12 protein-coding genes, 2 tRNA genes and 1 pseudogene are annotated in these 16,226 nt (G+C 73.4%); 6 read left to right on the plus strand and 9 right to left on the minus strand.

Translation table 11 applies throughout. The features are described 5' to 3' along the window. Positions 1-140: 140 nt before the first annotated feature. The gene (locus ACGFSH_RS13415; RefSeq protein ID WP_393347884.1) at positions 141-596 is read left to right on the plus strand and encodes an ATP-binding protein; all 456 of its coding nucleotides are present in this window, start codon (positions 141-143) and stop codon (positions 594-596) included. 150 nt (positions 597-746) lie between these two features. Here the strand turns inward: ACGFSH_RS13415 and ACGFSH_RS13420 are convergent, their stop codons facing one another. The 4 genes from ACGFSH_RS13420 to ACGFSH_RS13435 all read right to left on the minus strand — a co-directional run bounded on the left by ACGFSH_RS13420 (position 747) and on the right by ACGFSH_RS13435 (position 6,853). Continuing rightward, on the minus strand, positions 747-2,036 hold the full coding sequence (locus ACGFSH_RS13420; RefSeq protein WP_393347886.1) for an MFS transporter: 1,290 nt from the start codon (positions 2,034-2,036) through the stop codon (positions 747-749). A gap of 136 nt (positions 2,037-2,172) precedes the next feature. After that, complete coding sequence (locus ACGFSH_RS13425) at positions 2,173-3,525, minus strand: PLP-dependent aminotransferase family protein (protein ID WP_393347888.1); 1,353 nt, start codon at positions 3,523-3,525, stop codon at positions 2,173-2,175. 187 nt (positions 3,526-3,712) lie between these two features. Further along, positions 3,713-5,170 (minus strand): aminopeptidase P family protein, encoded by a 1,458-nt coding sequence (locus tag ACGFSH_RS13430; RefSeq protein WP_393347889.1) that lies wholly within the window; start codon positions 5,168-5,170, stop codon positions 3,713-3,715. 111 nt (positions 5,171-5,281) lie between these two features. Next, complete coding sequence (locus tag ACGFSH_RS13435; RefSeq protein WP_393347891.1) at positions 5,282-6,853, minus strand: PP2C family protein-serine/threonine phosphatase; 1,572 nt, start codon at positions 6,851-6,853, stop codon at positions 5,282-5,284. 524 nt (positions 6,854-7,377) lie between these two features. Between ACGFSH_RS13435 and ACGFSH_RS13440 the strand changes: the two genes are divergently transcribed. Both ACGFSH_RS13440 and ACGFSH_RS13445 read left to right on the plus strand, forming a co-directional pair. Continuing rightward, positions 7,378-8,043: a bifunctional DNA primase/polymerase gene (locus ACGFSH_RS13440; RefSeq protein ID WP_393347893.1), complete on the plus strand. Its 666-nt coding sequence runs from the start codon at positions 7,378-7,380 to the stop codon at positions 8,041-8,043. Positions 8,044-8,099: 56 nt separating this feature from the next. Next, the gene (locus tag ACGFSH_RS13445) at positions 8,100-8,669 is read left to right on the plus strand and encodes a hypothetical protein (RefSeq protein ID WP_393347895.1); all 570 of its coding nucleotides are present in this window, start codon (positions 8,100-8,102) and stop codon (positions 8,667-8,669) included. A gap of 276 nt (positions 8,670-8,945) precedes the next feature. Here the strand turns inward: ACGFSH_RS13445 and ACGFSH_RS13450 are convergent, their stop codons facing one another. From ACGFSH_RS13450 to ACGFSH_RS13460, 3 genes and pseudogenes are all read right to left on the minus strand, one after another. Then, positions 8,946-9,911: a DUF5926 family protein gene (locus ACGFSH_RS13450; protein ID WP_393347897.1), complete on the minus strand. Its 966-nt coding sequence runs from the start codon at positions 9,909-9,911 to the stop codon at positions 8,946-8,948. Positions 9,912-10,107: 196 nt separating this feature from the next. Beyond that, positions 10,108-10,745, minus strand: a pseudogene (locus ACGFSH_RS13455) (ATP-binding protein). A 242-nt stretch (positions 10,746-10,987) separates the two neighbouring features. Further along, positions 10,988-11,824: a glycerophosphodiester phosphodiesterase gene (locus ACGFSH_RS13460; protein ID WP_393347899.1), complete on the minus strand. Its 837-nt coding sequence runs from the start codon at positions 11,822-11,824 to the stop codon at positions 10,988-10,990. 294 nt (positions 11,825-12,118) lie between these two features. Here ACGFSH_RS13460 and ACGFSH_RS13465 point away from each other — a divergent pair, with 294 nt between their 5' ends. Then, positions 12,119-13,732 (plus strand): S1C family serine protease, encoded by a 1,614-nt coding sequence (locus ACGFSH_RS13465; protein WP_393347901.1) that lies wholly within the window; start codon positions 12,119-12,121, stop codon positions 13,730-13,732. Between the two features lie 99 nt (positions 13,733-13,831). On the opposite strand, the gene ACGFSH_RS13470 is transcribed toward ACGFSH_RS13465, so the two are convergent. After that, on the minus strand, positions 13,832-14,461 hold the full coding sequence (locus ACGFSH_RS13470; protein WP_393347903.1) for a hypothetical protein: 630 nt from the start codon (positions 14,459-14,461) through the stop codon (positions 13,832-13,834). Positions 14,462-14,774: 313 nt separating this feature from the next. On the opposite strand from ACGFSH_RS13470, the gene ACGFSH_RS13475 reads away from it, so the two are divergent. Next, positions 14,775-14,861: transfer RNA gene (locus ACGFSH_RS13475), tRNA-Ser, on the plus strand. Positions 14,862-15,018: 157 nt separating this feature from the next. Continuing rightward, positions 15,019-15,097: transfer RNA gene (locus ACGFSH_RS13480), tRNA-Trp, on the plus strand. A gap of 114 nt (positions 15,098-15,211) precedes the next feature. On the opposite strand, the gene ACGFSH_RS13485 is transcribed toward ACGFSH_RS13480, so the two are convergent. Continuing rightward, positions 15,212-16,147 carry a bifunctional DNA primase/polymerase gene (locus ACGFSH_RS13485; RefSeq protein ID WP_393347905.1) on the minus strand — a complete coding sequence of 312 codons (936 nt, stop codon included), beginning with the start codon at positions 16,145-16,147 and terminating at the stop codon, positions 15,212-15,214. Between the last annotated feature and the right edge of the window lie 79 nt (positions 16,148-16,226).

Consider the following 16,226-nt stretch of genomic DNA (forward strand, 5'->3'; position numbering starts at 1 on the left):
TGCCGATGGGGCCCGCATACACCGATTTCAGGCCTGCGTGCATCCCCCATATGGGCGGCATCACGAGGAAATCACGCTTACATACGGCCCTGTGCGGCAATACGTATCGGTATGTCGAGCCGCAGCCAGGAGGCTGGAGCATGAGCATCTGGTGGTCACTGCATCTGCGGCGCGAAGCCGCGAGCGTGCCGCTCGCCCGCCGCCTGCTGCTCGGCACCATGGAGACGGCGGGCGTCGATCCCGACGTCAGCTACGACCTCTCCGTGGCCCTGAGCGAGGCCTGCGCCAACGCCGTCGAACACGGCGGCGAGAGCGCGTACGGCGGCTGTTCGGAGGCGTACCGCGTCACCGCCTACCTCGACGGCGAGACGTGCCGGATCGAGGTCGCCGACTCGGGCCCCGGATTCACCGCCGAACGCCCCGCTCCCACGCCGACGCGCACGAACGCCGACGCCGAACACGGCCGGGGCCTCTTCCTCATCCAGGAGCTCGCCGACCACGTCCACATCGGCAACAAGCCGGGGCGCGCCGGGGCCGTGGTGAGCTTCGACAAGATCCTCAAGTGGCGCAAGGACGCCCCGCTGATCGCTGTCTGACCCTTCTCTTCCGACTCCCCGGACCATGCGACCGCCCGTCAAGCCGCATGCTGCGCAAGGGACTTCGCGATCCAAGCGCGCTCACGGGTCCCTCCCGGCGTGACCGCCGCTCGGCCCTCGCCGACACCTCGACGGCGAGGGCCGCCGACGTCACGCCGCCGCTGCGGCCGGCCGCCGCGATGACGACGGCGACGACGGCGACGGCGACGGCGACGAAGGGGTCGTCGCCCGGACGGCGGCGGCCCGGCGCGCCGCCGGGCCCATCGCGTACGACGCCGCCACCGTCGCCGCGCCCAGCAGCAGCCAGCCGGGTGTGCCCCACTCGACCAGCAGCCAGGTCAGGACCAGGGGGCCGAGCGTGCGGGCCACCGTCACCCCGGTCCCGAACAGACCCTGGTACTCGCCCACGCGGTCGGCCGGCGCCAGGTCGAAGGACAGCTGCCAGGAACCCGCCGACTGCCCCATCTCGGCCGCCGCCTGCAACGCCGCCCCCAGCACCAGCACACCCGCCACCACCCACGGTGAGGCCCCGGCGGACAGCGCGAACACCGCGCACGCACCGCACATCACCCAGCCCGCACGACGCACCGCGCGCGTTGCGCTCGCGGGCCCCCGCACGCCCCGCGCCATCCGCACCTGGAACACGGTCACCGCGGCGGTGTTGAGCACGAACAGCGCCGACACCAGCCAGGCGGGCGCGTCCGTCCGCCGGGTGATCCACAGCGGCAGGACGAGGCTGAGCAACGGCATCCTCAGCAGCAGCACGGTGTTCAGGAGCGCCACGACCGCGTACGGCCGGTCCCTCAGCACGCCCAGGGCGCTTCCGCCCGGCCGGACCGCTCGCGGGGCCACCCGCGGCAGCGCGGCCAGCAGCAGCGCGCACACCAGGAAGCTCACCGCGTCGACCGCGAACACGGCGAGGTACGCCTCCCGCGTCCCGGCGTGCAGCGCGAGTCCGCCGAGGCCCGCGCCGACCGCCAGACCGGCGTTCAGCGTCGCCTGGAGCCGCGCCAGCAGCCCCGTCCGCTCCCCGGCGGGCGCGAGGCCGGCCAGCAGCGCCTGGCGGGCCGCCGCGAGCCCCGACTGAGCGGCCGCGTACGCGCACGCCACGAGGACGAACGGCACGAAGCCGCGCACCAGGGCGAAGGACGCCACGGTGAACCCGGTCGCCAGCGCCAGCAGCACCGCCGTGCCGCGCGCTCCGCGCCGGTCGGCCAGCCGCCCCAGCGGCACCCCCGCCAGCGAGCCCACCGCCCACCCGAGGGTCAGCCCCAGCCCCACGCGCGCGGGAGCGAGACCGATCACCTGGGTGAAGTACAGGGCCGACGTCGTGTAAAAGGCGCCGTCCCCGACCGAGTTGCTCAACTGCGCGAGCGCGAGCAGCCGTTGCGGGCCCGCCCGCCGCGCCGCCGCCCGCCGGGCGGGAGTCTTCGTCGTCATGGGAACGACGCTAGAGGCGCGTTGGACCGATGGGCAGAACCAATGGGGAGCAGGTTCCTTGGCCCAATCACGCCCGACGAGAGAACGGCCGGCGAGCACACGGCCGACGAGCAGACGGCCGGACAGCAGACGGCCGTCACATCCCTTCGAGCACCCGCGCGAGCGTTTCCAGCGCCTCGGGGTAGGCGCCCTCCCCGGGCGTGCCGTAGCCGACGACCAGCCCCTGCGGCCGTCGCCCCGCCCCGCCCCGCGCGGTGTCGTGCCAGTGGTCGCCGAGGCGGCCCACCGCGAGGCCCTCCGCGGCCGCCCGCGCCAGTGCCTCCTCCTCGTCGGCCACGTCCACCAGCGCGTGCAGCCCGGCCGCGATCCCGCGCACGCGCCGGTCCGCGCCCAACCGGTCGAGCAGCAGGTCGCGGCGGCGCCGGTAGCGCAGACGGCACGCGCGCACGTGACGGTCGTAGGCGTGGGCGGTGATCATTTCGGTGAGCGCGAGCTGCCCTAGGGACTCGGTGTGGTGGTCGCTGTGCAGCTTGGCGTCGACCACGGCGTCCACCAGCTGCGGCGGCAGCACCATCCAGCCGAGCCGCAGCGCCGGCCCGAGCGTCTTGGAGGCGGTGCCCAGGTAGACGACCTGTCCCGGCGCCATGCCCTGCAACGCGCCGACGGGCTGGCGGTCGTAGCGGAACTCCCCGTCGTAGTCGTCCTCGACGATGACGCCCACGCGCGCGCGTGCCCACTCGGTCAGCGCCCGCCGCCGCCCGGGGTGCAGCGTCCCGCCGGTCGGGTACTGGTGGGCCGCAGTCACGACGACCGCGCCCGCGTCGCCGAGTTCCGCGACGCGCACCCCGTCGTCGTCGACCGGGGCCGCGGTCACGGTCCCGCCGTTGTGCCGTACGACCTCGCGGTGGAAGGGCAGACCGGGGTCCTCCATCGCGATCGGGGCGTCGCCCAGGACGCGCGTGAGGAGGGCGAGACCCTGCACGTACCCGGCGGTGACGACGATCCGCTCGGGCGGCGCGAGGACGCCCCGGGCCCGTCCCAGGTACCCGGACAGGGCGGTGCGCAGTTCGATGCGGCCGCGCGGGTCGCCGTAGTCGTACGCGGGGGAGGGCGCCGCCGCGAGGGCGCGGCGCATCGCGCGCAGCCAGGCCGCGGCCGGGAACGCCCCCACGTCGGGGCTGCCGGGCCGCAGGTCGAAGCGCGGCGCACGCGCGCGTGCGGCGGCCTCGGGCGGTTCGGCGGCGGCGGGGGGCAGGGGTGCGACCTGGGTGCCGGATCCCTGCCGGGCGGTGAGGTAGCCCTCGGCGACGAGCTGGTCGTAGGCCGCCTTGACGGTGTTGCGCGACATTCCGAGCTCGGCCGCGAGCCGCCGCGTGGCGGGCAGCAGGGTGCCGGGCGGGAGCCGTCCGTCGCGCACGGCGTCCCGCAGGGCGCGTTCGAGCCCGGCACGGCGCCCCTCGGCGGAGTCCGCCTCCACATGCAGGTCCACGACCACCCCTTCGGGGGCGTGCGGTGCGCCCGCGCGAGCGCCCCGCACGCCCCGCCTCTGCCCCGCGTCTCCCCCGCCCGTCGGTCCCCGCGACCCAGCAGGGCTCACGGGCCCCTGTCGCACGACGGCCGGCCGCCCGTCGGACGTCCGCCCGCCGAGCGCCCGGCCTCGTCGTGGGTGACCCGCGTCAGCCGGTCAGCGACGCCATCCAGCGCTCGACCTCGTCCGACGTCCGGGGCAGCGCGGCGCTGAGGTTCCGGTTGCCGTCCTCGGTGACGAGGATGTCGTCCTCGATGCGGACGCCGATGCCCCGGTACTCCTCGGGCACGGTGAGGTCGTCGGCCTGGAAGTACAGGCCGGGCTCGACGGTCAGCACCATGCCGGGCTCCAGGGTGCCGTCGACGTAGGACTCCACGCGCGCGGCGGCGCAGTCGTGGACGTCCATGCCGAGCATGTGCCCGGTGCCGTGCAGCGTCCAGCGGCGCTGGAGACCGAGTTCCAGGACCCGCTCGACGGGCCCCTCGACCAGGCCCCATTCGACGAGCCGCTCGGTCAGCACGCGCTGTGCCGCGTCGTGGAAGTCGCGGTACTTGGCGCCCGGCCTCACCGCGGCGATGCCGGCCTCCTGGGCGTCGTACACCGCGTCGTAGATCTTCTTCTGGATCTCCGTGTAGCGGCCGTCGACCGGCAGCGTGCGCGTGACGTCGGCGGTGTAGTACGTGTGGGTCTCGACGCCCGCGTCGAGCAGGAGCAGGTCGCCCTTGCGCACCGGTCCGTCGTTGCGCACCCAGTGCAGCGTGCAGGCGTGCGGGCCCGAGGCGGCGATGGTGCCGTAGCCCACGTCGTTGCCCTCCACACGCGCGCGGAGGAAGAACGTGCCCTCGATGTAGCGCTCGCTCGTGGCCTCGGCCCGGTCGAGGACCTTCACCACGTCCTCGAAGCCGCGCACCGTCGAGTCCACGGCCTTCTGCAGCTCGCCGATCTCGAAATCGTCCTTGACCAGACGGGCCTCGGAGAGGAAGACGCGCAGCTCCGCGTCGCGCTCGGCGGTGACCTTGTCGGTCAGGGCCGCCTCGATGCCCGCGTCGTGGCCGCGCACGACCCGCACGGGCCCGGTGGCCTCGCGCAGCCGGCCGGCCAGCTCGCGCACGTCGGAGGCGGGGATGCCGTACAGCTGCTCGGCCTCGCCGAGCGAGTGCCGGCGGCCCACCCACAGCTCGCCCTGGCCGGACAGCCAGAACTCGCCGTTCTCCCGGTCGGAGCGGGGCAGGAGGTAGATCGTGGCCTGGTGGCCGTCGGCGACGGGCTCCAGGACGAGGACGCCGTCCTCCGTCTGGTTGCCGGTCAGGTAGGCGTACTCGACGGACGCGCGGAAGGCGTACTCCGTGTCGTTGGAGCGCGTCTTCAGGTTGCCCGCGGGGATCACCAGACGCTCGCCCGGGAAGCGCGCGGAGAGCGCGGCGCGGCGGGCGGCGGTCTGTGCGGCCTGCGCGATCGCCTCCAGGCCGTGCAGCTCCGTGTCGGCCCAACCCGACTTCATGTTCTCGGCCAGCTCGTCGGACACGCCCGGGTACAGGCCGTTCTTCCGCTGCTTGATGGGCTCTTCCGACTCTTCCGGGGTCTCCGGGGTGAGCTCGTCGGCCACGGTCATCCTCCTAGATACGGCACTGGACCCCCTCCATCGTACGGTCGTACGTAAGGGGGCCCAGAGGAGAAGGACCTGTCGCCGGGCCGGTCACGGACTGTCGTCGCCGTCCTACTCGAAGCGGGCCGCCAGCAGCACGACGTCCTCGTCGCTGTCCTGCCCGTCCGGCCCGCCCCGTCCGTCGGCTCCGCCCGGTCCGCCCGGTGCGTCGGGCAGGAGCGTGCGCAGCACGTGGTCGGCGATCGCGCCAGGGTCGCCGCGCAGCGGTCTGGGCACGCCCGCGGCGGCGGCGTGCAGGCGGGCGAAGGCGCGGTCGACGGGCTCGCCGGTGCGGTGCAGCAGGCCGTCGGTGTAGAGCAGGACCGTCTCGCCGGGCTCCGCCTCCAGTTCGACGCCGGGCGCCTCCCAGCAGGCGAGCATGCCCAGCGGCGCGGAGACGGAGGTCTCCACGAACTCCGTGCGCCGCTCGCCGACCAGCAGCGGCGGGCAGTGTCCCGCGCCGGCCAGGGTGATCTTGCGCAGGGCGGGCTCGCAGTAGGCGAACAGCGCGGTGGCGGACCGTGCGGGCTCGGTGAGCCGCAGCAGCAGCTCCAGATCGGACAGGACGGCGACGGGGTCCTCGCCCTCCATCACGGCGTACGCCCGCAGGGAGGCGCGCAGCCGGCCCATCGCGGCGACGGCGCTCGGCCCGGACCCGGTGACGGAGCCCACGGCGAGCCCCAGCGCGGCGTCCGGCAGCGGCAGCGCGTCGTACCAGTCGCCGCCGCCGCGCGGGCCGGTGCGGTGCCGGGCGGCGAGCTGGACGCCGGGCACCCGCGGCAACCGGGACGGCAGGAGTTCCTCGGCCATCGTCCGCATGCACGCGCGTGTGCGCTCGAGTTCCACGAGCCGGGCGAGGTGCTCGGCGGCGTACCGGACGTACAGGCCGGCCAGGTGGCGCTGGCGTTCGCCCGGTTCGGCGGGCTCGTCGTAGAGCCAGACGGCGGCGCCGAGCCGGCCCGGCGCGCCGTCCGCCCGCAGCGGCAGGGCGTAGCTCGCGGCGTAGCCGAGGCGGGCGGCCACCTCGCGGTGGCGGGGGTCCAGGCCGTCCCCGGCGAGCAGGTCGGGCTCGGCGATCTCCCCCTCGCCGCCGGGCAGTCCGTCGAGGATGCGGCCGTAGGCCAGGGCGCTGCGGGGCACGGTCTCGATGTGGCCGAGGTCGGCCCGGCCGAGGCCCAGGCCGATCGTGGTGTCGGGGCCGAGCCGGTCGGCGGGCTCCAGGACCACGAGGCCGCGGCGGGCGCCGACGAGGGCGGCTCCGGCGTGCAGCAGCTCCGTCAGGGCGTCCGCCAGCACGTCGGTGCGCGCCAGGCGTTCGGTGAGTTCGTGCAGGGTGGTGAGGTCCGAGACCCAGCCGGCGAGCCGGTCCGTCAGCACGGCTCCGGGACCGGCGGCGAGCGGGGGGCCCGGGGGAGGCGCGGGGAGGGGCGCGTGGTCCGGGGCGGCGGGCGCGGGCGGGACAGTGTGTGCGGGCGAGGGAACCGCTGAATCGATTCCGGCCACTTTCGGAGGGTGAGGGGCGTTCATGGCGTCCGGCTCTCGGACCGGAGCGTATTGCTCAAAAGCATCGCAAACCCCCATGTCATTCTGCGCCGCTAGCGGTGTCTCCACATGTACACGCACTCGTGAGGGGATGTCCAGCATTGTCCTGCTGGGATTACTGGTGTCCGCTGGGTCTTTGGGAGAATCACGCATGGTTCTTCCGGCTCCCTTGCGAAAATGCGAAGTTGGCTTAAAACTGCCTCGGGTAAGGGGTGATTGCGGTCGACTGGGTTTGCTCGACGGAGCGTCACAGCGGACGCGGTGGGTACGTACTCGGTAAGGGCCGGGGTCGTCGGGGGCTCGTAGGGAGCCTCCCGGAACCTGGTGACCGGACCGGGCGTCATAGTCATCGACGACCGTGCCCCATCCTCCCGTGGTGGAGGCGGAGAGAAATACGCGCGACGCCAAACGCCAGACTTCGCCACCCCACGCCACACCCAGGCACGAGATGGACGCAAGTCGGACGGAGCGGTCGCGGAAGCGGCCGCCACCTCGACCCCGAGGGGTCCCCCTTGTCCAGGACAGGGGTGTGATGCGCCACAAGGTACGCACAGTGAAGTGATCGACACATGGTGTGATGAGACCCACGGTGTTGCCAGCGGTGCAACGGAAAGGAACGAGCGCTCATGCGCGAGATCCTCGGAAAGCGACGCAGGCTGCTGTCCCGGCGCGGCGACGGAGGGCCCGAGTTGCTCGACGCGGCCCTGACGTTCGCGACGCGATGGCAGTGGCCCGTCCTCCCAGGGGCGACGGCGGACCAGCGGAGCACGTCCCGCTGCACCTGCCCCGACCCGGAGTGCACGGTCCCCGGCGCCCATCCCTTCGATCCCGGCCTCCTCGCGGCCACCACCGACGCCCGCATGGTGCGCTGGTGGTGGGGCAACCGGCCGGCGTCGCCGATCATCCTGGCCACCGGGGGCGCCGCCCCCTGCGCGGTCAGCCTCCCGGCCCTCGCCGCCTCGCGCGCGCTCGTGGCGCTCGACGTGCAGGGCATGCGCCTCGGCCCGGTGGTGGCCTCCCCCACCCGCTGGTTCTTCCTGGTGCGGCCGTACTCGATGGAGCAGCTCGGTGAGCTGCTCTACGCCAAGGACTTCGTCCCCGGCTCGCTGCGCTTCCACGGCGACGGCGGATACATCGCCCTGCCGCCGTCGGAGACCGGCCGCGGCGGCATCCGCTGGGAACGCGCGCCGCTGCCCGGCTCGGCCTCACCGTGGGTGCCCGACGTCGAGGCCCTCGTGGACGCCGTCGTCGACGCCCTCACTCGTACGGGTGTGAGCGCCCCCGAGTTGTAGGGGTGTCGGGCGCGCACCGGGCGGCAAGCCCGGGTTCGCCCTCTATCTTCCGGTGCATGAACCTTCGTCTCCTCGCCCTCGGGGGCGCCGTGGCCGGCGCGATCACACTGCCTCTGGCCATGGCGTCCGCGGGGCCGGTCGGCGACGAGGGACGCACGGCCGACGCGACCGTCACCCGCGCCCTCGACCTGAGCGACGCGCGCGCCGGGGAGCGAGGCGACCCTAAGGCGCCCCCCGCCGCGCCCTCCCGGTCTCCGCTGCCGCTCGGCCTGGGTCTGGCCACCGCCGCCCGCTGCGGCCCCGAGCTGACCTCCCCCGACGGCATGGAGGCGCAGACCTGCGTGCTGTCCCAGGGCGAGGACACCTGGGCGCGCACGTACTACCGCAACGCCACCGGGCGCGCCCTGGGCGCCTTCCTGAGCCTCATGGGTCCCGCGGGGCGCACGGTGCAGACGAACTGCGCGGTGAGCACCGAGGACGAACCGCTGTCCTGCGAGACGCCCCACGAACGCAGCCGCGGCAACCTGGCCGCCTACACGGCGGTCGCGGAGTTCGCACGAGCATCCGAGGACGGGCCGCTGCTGTTGCGCTCCGGCAGCAACTCGCCGACGGACACGGGGAGTTGACGTGAGCTGTCTGCGCGTGAGCGGATTCGCGCACGGAAAAACCCGGTTGCTGGCGACGGGGGATGCACCAGCAACCGGGCTACTCGAACGGTAACAAGAGATCGGCCCTGCGCAAATTCGATCTCTTGTTTTCATCGGCTTTCCGGACACGGGCGAATCGGCGCTTGTGGCGTCGACTCGCCTTGTGCGGACGGCAGTTGTGAGCGGACTCACCCCGGCCGCCCGCGCTGTGGGACCGAACGGCCTTCTCACGAAGGCCTGTTGGAACCCTGTGCGTCAGCTGAGCGTCACCTGTCGGTTGGTGAGGCCGCCCCGCGCGCGACGCTCGTCCGCCGTGAGCGGCGCGTCCGAGGCCAGGGCGACGGTGAGCCGCTCGGCGAACTCCGCCGCCGGCTTCTCCACGTCGTCCGCGGTGACCGCGCTAGGCAGGTCCCACACCGGCACCGTCAGACCGTGCGCCCGGAAGGAGCCCACCAGCCGCGTGCCCTCCCCGAGACCGGCCGCGCCCGCGGCGTGCAGCCGCGCGAGAGCGTCCAGAAGCTGCTCCTCCGGGTGCGGCATGACCCAGCGCAGATGGTTCTTCTCCGGCGTCTCGCACCAGTACGCGGCGTCCACGCCGGTCAGCTTGACGGTGGGGACGGCCGCGGCGTTCGCCCGCTCCAGGGAGGCGGCCACCTCCGGCGCGGCGTTCTCGGGGTCCGGCACCCAGAACTCGAAGCCGCTGTGCACAACTGGCGCGAACGTGCCCTCCGGGTCGAGCAGGTCCTGCATCCGCGGACCGTCGGCCGGGGCGCGGCGCGCCTGGACCGGGGTACCCGGATCGGCTTCCAGGGCGCGCCGCAGGGTGTCGGCCAGGTCGCGGCTGATGTCCCCGGACGGCGTGTCGTTCTGCAGGCCGAGCAGCACCGAACCGTCGTCCCGGCGCAGGGCGGGCCACGCCATCGGCAGCACCGTGGCGAGCGTGACCGACGGGACGCCCTCGGGCAGGCCGTCCCTGAGCGTCAGCTCCACCGTGGCGGCCGGCACCAGCTCGCGCAGCGCCACCCAGTCGCCCTCGCCCGGCAGCCCCTCGAAGGGGCGCTGCACCAGTTCGGTCGCGGCATGCGCGGCGGCCCGGCCGTGACAGGCCTTGTAGCGGCGGCCACTGCCGCAGGGGCAGGGCTCCCGCGCGCCGACGACCGGGATGTCCCCGTCGGTGAGCTGCGGCCGCTTGGCCTTCGTCTGGGGTCGCTTCTTGGCCACTGGGTGTCTCCCGGGTACGGCTCGTCTGATACGCCGGGAGCCTAGCCGTTCGCACGCCCCGTCACCGGAACCTGTGGACGACGCCCGGCTCGCAGGCGGCGGACGGCACGGGGGCGGAAGGAGGGTGACGGGAGCGGACACGGCCGCGGGGTGATCCGGACGACATGCCCTGGCCGGTCCATGCCGTCGAACCCGGCTAGTCCATGTCGTCGAAGACGTCCGCGAAGTCCAGGCCGGCCATGGACGCGACCGAGGGGGCCGCGACCCGGGACGCGAAGTCGTCGCGCCGGCAGCCCGCGTCGGGGTCGTACACGTCCGCGTGGACGACCACCCACACCGTGACCTCGCCGCGCGCGTCGTCGCGGACGCCCCAGTCGTCGGCGAGCGCCGTGATGATGTTGAGCCCGCGGCCGCCGTGGGCCGTGACGGACGGGGTCGCCGGGGCGGGGCGGGTCGGGCCGCCGCCGTCGGTCACCTCGACCACCAGCCGGCCGCCCGGATCGACGCGCCAGGCGGCCCGGACGTCCCCGTCCCCGGCCAGGGCGTCGCCCAGTGGTCTGCCGTGCTTGCAGGCGTTGCTCAAGAGTTCGGAAAGGATCAGTACGGCGTCGTCGATGACCGATTCCGACACCCCGCCCCTGCGCAACTGATCGCGCATGCGGTGTCTCGCGTTCCCCACGCCCGCCGGGCCATGAGGTACGGCCATGCTCGACGACGCGGGCACCTCCTGTGCCACCACCAACGCCACCCCCGAGACCTCCTTCGCCCACGCCACGGTGTGGATGCCCCATTGGCCTGTACCGGAAACCGGCCGGCGCAGGTCCGGGGACGCATTCGGCACGGCCGAACACGGAACGAACGCGCCGGAGCACTCCCTGTGAGGGGCTGGTCAGTGAGTGGCTGAATCTGGGCGGTATGGCTGAGAACGGAGAATGCTGTAGGTGGCGCTGCGGGTCAAGAGGTATGGATGGGGCTTCTGGGACGTGTGTGACCTCCGGGGGGCAACGAGGGCTCCCGGAGGGCTTCCGGAGGAGCCGTACGACGGCTCGATTCCGCCCTGTCCGGAGGGGGCCGGTTCAGCGGCCCAGGCGTCGCAGGGTCGCGCGCGGACGGTTGGTGATGATGGCGTCGACGCCCAGCCCCACGCAGAGGTCGACGTCCTGCGGTTCGTTCACGGTCCACACGTGCACCTGGTGGCCCGCCCGCTTCAGCCGCTCGACGTACGCCGGATGACTGCGCACGATACGGATCGAGGGGCCGGCGATCCCGACTCCCGCGGGCAGCCGTCCGTCGCGCAGCCGGGGCGAGACGAACTGCATCAGGTAGACGGCCGGGATCGTGGGCGCGGCGGCGTGCACCCGGTGCAGCGAGCGCGCCGAGAAGCTCATGATCCGCACCGGTGACTCGGCCGCGGAGGCGGGCGCGTCCAGGCCGAACCGCTTGAGCAGCGCCAGCAGCCGCTCCTCCACCTGTCCGGCCCAGCGGGTCGGATGCTTCGTCTCGATGGCCAGCTCGACCCGCCGTCCCGCGTCGGAGACGAGCTCCAGCAGCCGTTCCAGGGTCAGGACGGAGGTCTCCTCGCGGTCCTCGGGCCGGACCTCCCAGTCGGGGTCCTCCTCGCGCGCGTGCCAGGCCTCGTGCGCCTCCTTGGTCTTCCAGGAGCCGAAGTCCAGCGCCGCCAGGTCGGCGAGTTCCAGGGCGGAGACCGCGCCGCGTCCGTTGGACGTACGGTTGACGCGGCGGTCGTGCACACACACGAGATGACCGTCCGCGGTGAGCCGTACATCGCATTCGAGGGCGTCCGCACCTTCCTCGATCGCCTTCTTGTACGCGGCCAGGGTGTGCTCGGGGGCCTCCTCGGAGGCGCCCCGGTGGGCGACGACTTGAATGTGGTGCTGCCGTGCGTGAGTCACCGCGTCATCGTGCCACCGTCGGACCGTCGTCTGAGAACCCTCTGAGATCTTTTGAAGATGCGCGCTTATTGTGCGTATTGACCCTTATAAAGAAAGACCGTGGACCCACAGGCACCGCTTATGGTGCTCTGACGGCCCGTGGGAAAAGCTGAGACATACAAAAGGACAGGCAACAGCTTCAGCGCGCCGGGTAGTGGACGAAGCGTGCGACGAAGCGCGTCGAGCGCCGACGGGCACGACCCCGTGCCGCCCAGTGCGACCGCCGAAAACAGCCGTGGATCGAGGAGAAGAGCTGTGAGCACCGAGAACGAGGGCAAGAGCGAGGGCACTCAGGTACCCCCGGCCCCGTCCGCACCTCCCGTGCCGGTGGAGTCTCCCTCGGCCGCCTCGCAGGCGTCCGCGCCGGACGCCGGCGCGCCCACCACCCCGCTCCCGGCGGCGCCCCCGCAGGCGCCCGAGCACGTCCCCGCGGGGGCGACCGGCGCGCCCGAGGGCGCCTGGCCGCCGCCCAGTACGCCCCCGGCGGCGCCCGCGCCCGCCCCGGTCGACGGCGACTGGCCGCCGCCGACCGTCCCCCACGCCTCACCGGCACACGAGTCCGCCGCGCCCCAGGGCCCCCCGGCCGCGCCCGGGAACGACTGGCAGAACCCGCCCCCGGCCACCCCCCTGTACGCCGACGCCGGTGCGGGCACGCACGCGTACGGCGCCGACGGCTCCGGCGCGGGCGGCACGGGCGGCGGCAGCGGAACCGTCTGGGGAGCCTCCTACCAGCAGCCCGCGCCGAAGTCGGGCCGTGGCCGCGGCGGGCTCGTCGCCGCGGTCCTGATCGCCGCGCTGGTCGCCGGCGGTCTGGGCGGCGGCCTCGGCTACACCCTGGCCAGGAACGACGACGACAGCGGCTCCACCACCGTCTCCGCCTCCACCGAGGGCGGCGCGGTGAAGCGCGATCCCGGCACGGTCGCGGGGGTGGCAGCCAGGGCCCTGCCCAGCACGGTCACCATCGAGGCCGAGTCCAGCAGCGGCGAGGGCGGCACCGGCACCGGGTTCGTCTTCGACACCCAGGGCCACATCGTCACCAACAACCACGTGGTGGCGGACGCGGTCGACGGCGGCAAGCTGACGGCGACCTTCCCCGACGGCAAGAAGTACAACGCCGAGGTCGTCGGACACGCCAAGGGCTACGACGTCGCCGTCATCAAGCTGAAGAACGCCCCATCGGACCTCAAGCCGCTCACCCTCGGCAACTCCGACAAGGTGGCGGTCGGCGACTCGACGATCGCGATCGGCGCCCCCTTCGGCCTGTCCAACACGGTCACCACGGGCATCATCAGCGCGAAGAACCGCCCGGTGGCCTCCAGCGACGGCTCCGGCAGCTCCGCCTCCTACATGAGCGCCCTCCAGACGGACGCCTCGATCAACCCGGGCAACTCCGGCGGCCCGCTGCTGGACGCCTCCGGCAACGTCATCGGCATCAACTCCGCGATCCAGTCGACCGGCGGCGGCGGGCTCGGCGGCACCGCCCAGTCCGGCTCGATCGGCCTCGGCTTCGCCATCCCGATCAACCAGGCCAAGAACGTCGCCCAGCAGCTGATCAGGACCGGCCAGCCCGTATACGCCAAGATCGGCGCGTCGGTCTCCCTCCAGGAGGGCTCGGGCGGCGCGAAGATCACCGACACCGCCGAGGGCGGCTCCTCGGCGGTCGAGTCCGGCGGTCCCGCCGACCGGGCCGGGCTCAAGCCCGGCGACGTCATCACCAAGCTCGACGACATGGTGATCGACAGCGGCCCCACCCTCATCGGCGAGATCTGGACCCACCAGCCCGGCGACAAGGTCACGATCACCTACGAACGCAGCGGCAAGACCCACACCGTCGACCTCACCCTCGGCTCGCGCAAGGGCGACAGCTGACCCGACGCGCGCGTGCCGCACGGGAGCGGCAATGAGTGAGGCGGTCCGCCGGAAGTGTGGCTTCCGGCGGACCGCCTCTGCTCGTCGCGAACTGTCGGATCAGCGGAGCGCACCGTCGGTGATCTGAGTGGCTGTGCCGTTCTTGACCACGACCTCGGCCTCCACGCCCTTCTTGGCGGCCTTCTCCAGGTCGGCCTCCTCGCAGGGGGCGTCCACCTTCGAGCCGGCGGTGCCGCAGATCCGGCCCCCGCCCAGGATCACGGTGTCCTCGGCGAGGAAGAAAGCCTGCTGCTCACCGCCGGAGCCCTGGGCCGCAGGACCGTCGACCAGGTACTTGCCGGGCGCCACGTACCGCACGATGCCGTACCAGGTGCCGCTGACGCCCTTGCCCTTGTCGAGGCCCTCCACGACGGTCTCGCCGGAGCCGGACGTGCCCCCGGAACCGGAAGCGCTGCCGCCGGACTTGCTGCCGGTACCGGACGTGTTCCCGGCACCGGTCGTGCTGCCGCCGGACGTGTTCCCGGAACCGGACGTGCTGCCGCCGGAACCGGAGGGGGACGCGGGGGCGCCGCTGACGCCGGTGGCACCGGACTTGCTCGCCGCCGCAGACGCGTCGGGCTTGCCGGAGGAGCTGTCGGCGTCGTCGCTCTGGCCGCACGCCGTCATCAGCAGGGTGCCGCCCAGGAGCGCGGCGGAGACGAGGAAGGCCTTGCGGCGGTTGCGGATCATGTGTCAGTTCCCCTGCGTGATCTACTGGTTGGTGCTGAGGTGCGGGCGTCGTCCCTCGGCACGTGCTTGATCATTATGAGAGGCCCCGGATCCGAGCGGATGCCTCGGTCCTCGATCCAGGACGACGCCGTGACGGTCCCGTGACACGACCGACTCGACGTCACCTGAAGTACCGGAGCGCGGTGCGCTCGTGCTCACGGAGAGGGCCGGCACCTGAGACGAGGGCCTGTGGACTCCCCGTGGACCATGCTCCCCGCTTCGAGCCCGCGCCCGGTAGTCTGTACCCGCTCCGCCCCAGGTGGGCAGGGGCGCGGGTGGGTTGCCCGAGCGGCCTAAGGGAACGGTCTTGAAAACCGTCGTGGCAGCGATGTCACCGTGGGTTCAAATCCCACACCCACCGCAGGTGAACGGCCCCCGACCGGGTGACTCGGTCGGGGGCCGTTCTGGTGTGCGCCGGCCGTCGGCGGCCGGGCCTTCGCGTCGGCCTCGCTCGCACGGGCATGCCGGGGCACGGGTGCCTTTCGGGCGGCGGGGGGAGTTCCTACGATGGCCGGCGGGGCGGAGCTAGCGCAGGGGTCGTCGCGCGCGGTCTCCAGAATCGTGAGGACGCCGGTTCGAATCCGGCCGGTTTCGCCCTCCTGCCGTATCCGACCCGGAGCCTTCTCGCTGGATGCCGTGGATAGGACGGGTTCTGATTCCGCCGTGTGCCGTGTGCCGTGTGCCGGGGTTCGTGTTCTCGGGCGGCGCGCTTCAGCCCTGGGTGCCCGGGATGTCCGGCTGGCTCGGGGGCGGGTGAGGTGTGCGGTGGGTGGTCATGCGGGCCGCTGAGGCGATGGTGCTGCGGGCCTCTTGCGGCGTCAGCCCCGTGCGTTCCGCGGCGGCGATCAGGTCCGCGGTCAGTTCCGTGCCGATGCCGTCCTCGTAGGCCCGGCAGGCCGCCCAGAACAGGCGGGTGTTGCGCTGCCCCTCGTGGGCGGCCAGGACGAACTGGACCAGGCCGCGGCCGTGCGCGCCGCCCGCCGTGGGGCCGGCGCGGCCGGGCCGGGGCGTGCGCGGCCGCGGCAGCAGCAGACGCAGCAGCGGACGGGGGCAGGGCGCCGGGGCGAGGTGTGCGGTGCCGGGAGCCGTCGTGTAGGCGCCGTGGGCGGTGCGGGAGCCGGGGCCGACCAGGTAGCCGCCGGCGCCCCGGATGTCGATGCCGGGGGCGAGACGGCCGGCCGAGTTGGGGACGACCACCTCCGGCGGCCCGGTGAGCCACAGGTGCCGTCCGCCGGACGGGGTGAGGACGATGATCGTCGGCGGGATCGTGAACCGATGGCGCTGGGCGAGGGCGCGCAGGGCCGCTGCGGAGTCCGTGTCCGACTTGACGTCCAGGTCGACGCCGACGAGGTGGTGCGGGGGCAGGCCGCAGGCGATGCCGTAGCCGGTGGCCCAGGGTGCGGCGGCGAACAGTTCGCGGATGCGGGCCGGGTCGGTGGAGGCGTCGTGGACGCCGTGTCCGAAGCGGCCGCACTCGCCGTGACAAGGCGGCCCGGCCGGTGCGGTGGCGTCGCGGTGGGGGGAGCGAAGGGCCGGGAGCTTCGTGCGGGACAGGGGGATGACGGCCAGGCCGCGTTCTGCGGCCGACAGGGCGTGGGCGAGGGCCAGGGTGGCGGCCTGCCGTGGGTACCGGTCGGTGGTGGCCATGCATTCAGTGTCGTACGCATGTTCGATAAATGGAAGAGGGCGTTGTTCGGGTGCGGTGCGGTGCGAGTCGCTGCGCGAC

It is taken from the genome of Streptomyces sp. NPDC048481 (assembly GCF_043200075.1).
GTDB lineage: Bacteria > Actinomycetota > Actinomycetes > Streptomycetales > Streptomycetaceae > Streptomyces.

Bases quoted from the DNA above. Each gene is read 5' to 3' on its own strand.
- ACGFSH_RS13415 (WP_393347884.1), top strand. From the start codon at position 141: ATGAGCATCTGGTGGTCACTGCATCTGCGGCGCGAAGCCGCGAGCGTG.
- ACGFSH_RS13420 (WP_393347886.1), bottom strand. From the start codon at position 2,036: ATGACGACGAAGACTCCCGCCCGGCGGGCGGCGGCGCGGCGGGCGGGC.
- ACGFSH_RS13435 (WP_393347891.1), bottom strand. From the start codon at position 6,853: ATGCTGGACATCCCCTCACGAGTGCGTGTACATGTGGAGACACCGCTA.
- ACGFSH_RS13440 (WP_393347893.1), top strand. From the start codon at position 7,378: ATGCGCGAGATCCTCGGAAAGCGACGCAGGCTGCTGTCCCGGCGCGGC.
- ACGFSH_RS13445 (WP_393347895.1), top strand. From the start codon at position 8,100: ATGAACCTTCGTCTCCTCGCCCTCGGGGGCGCCGTGGCCGGCGCGATC.
- ACGFSH_RS13470 (WP_393347903.1), bottom strand. From the start codon at position 14,461: ATGATCCGCAACCGCCGCAAGGCCTTCCTCGTCTCCGCCGCGCTCCTG.
- ACGFSH_RS13485 (WP_393347905.1), bottom strand. From the start codon at position 16,147: ATGGCCACCACCGACCGGTACCCACGGCAGGCCGCCACCCTGGCCCTC.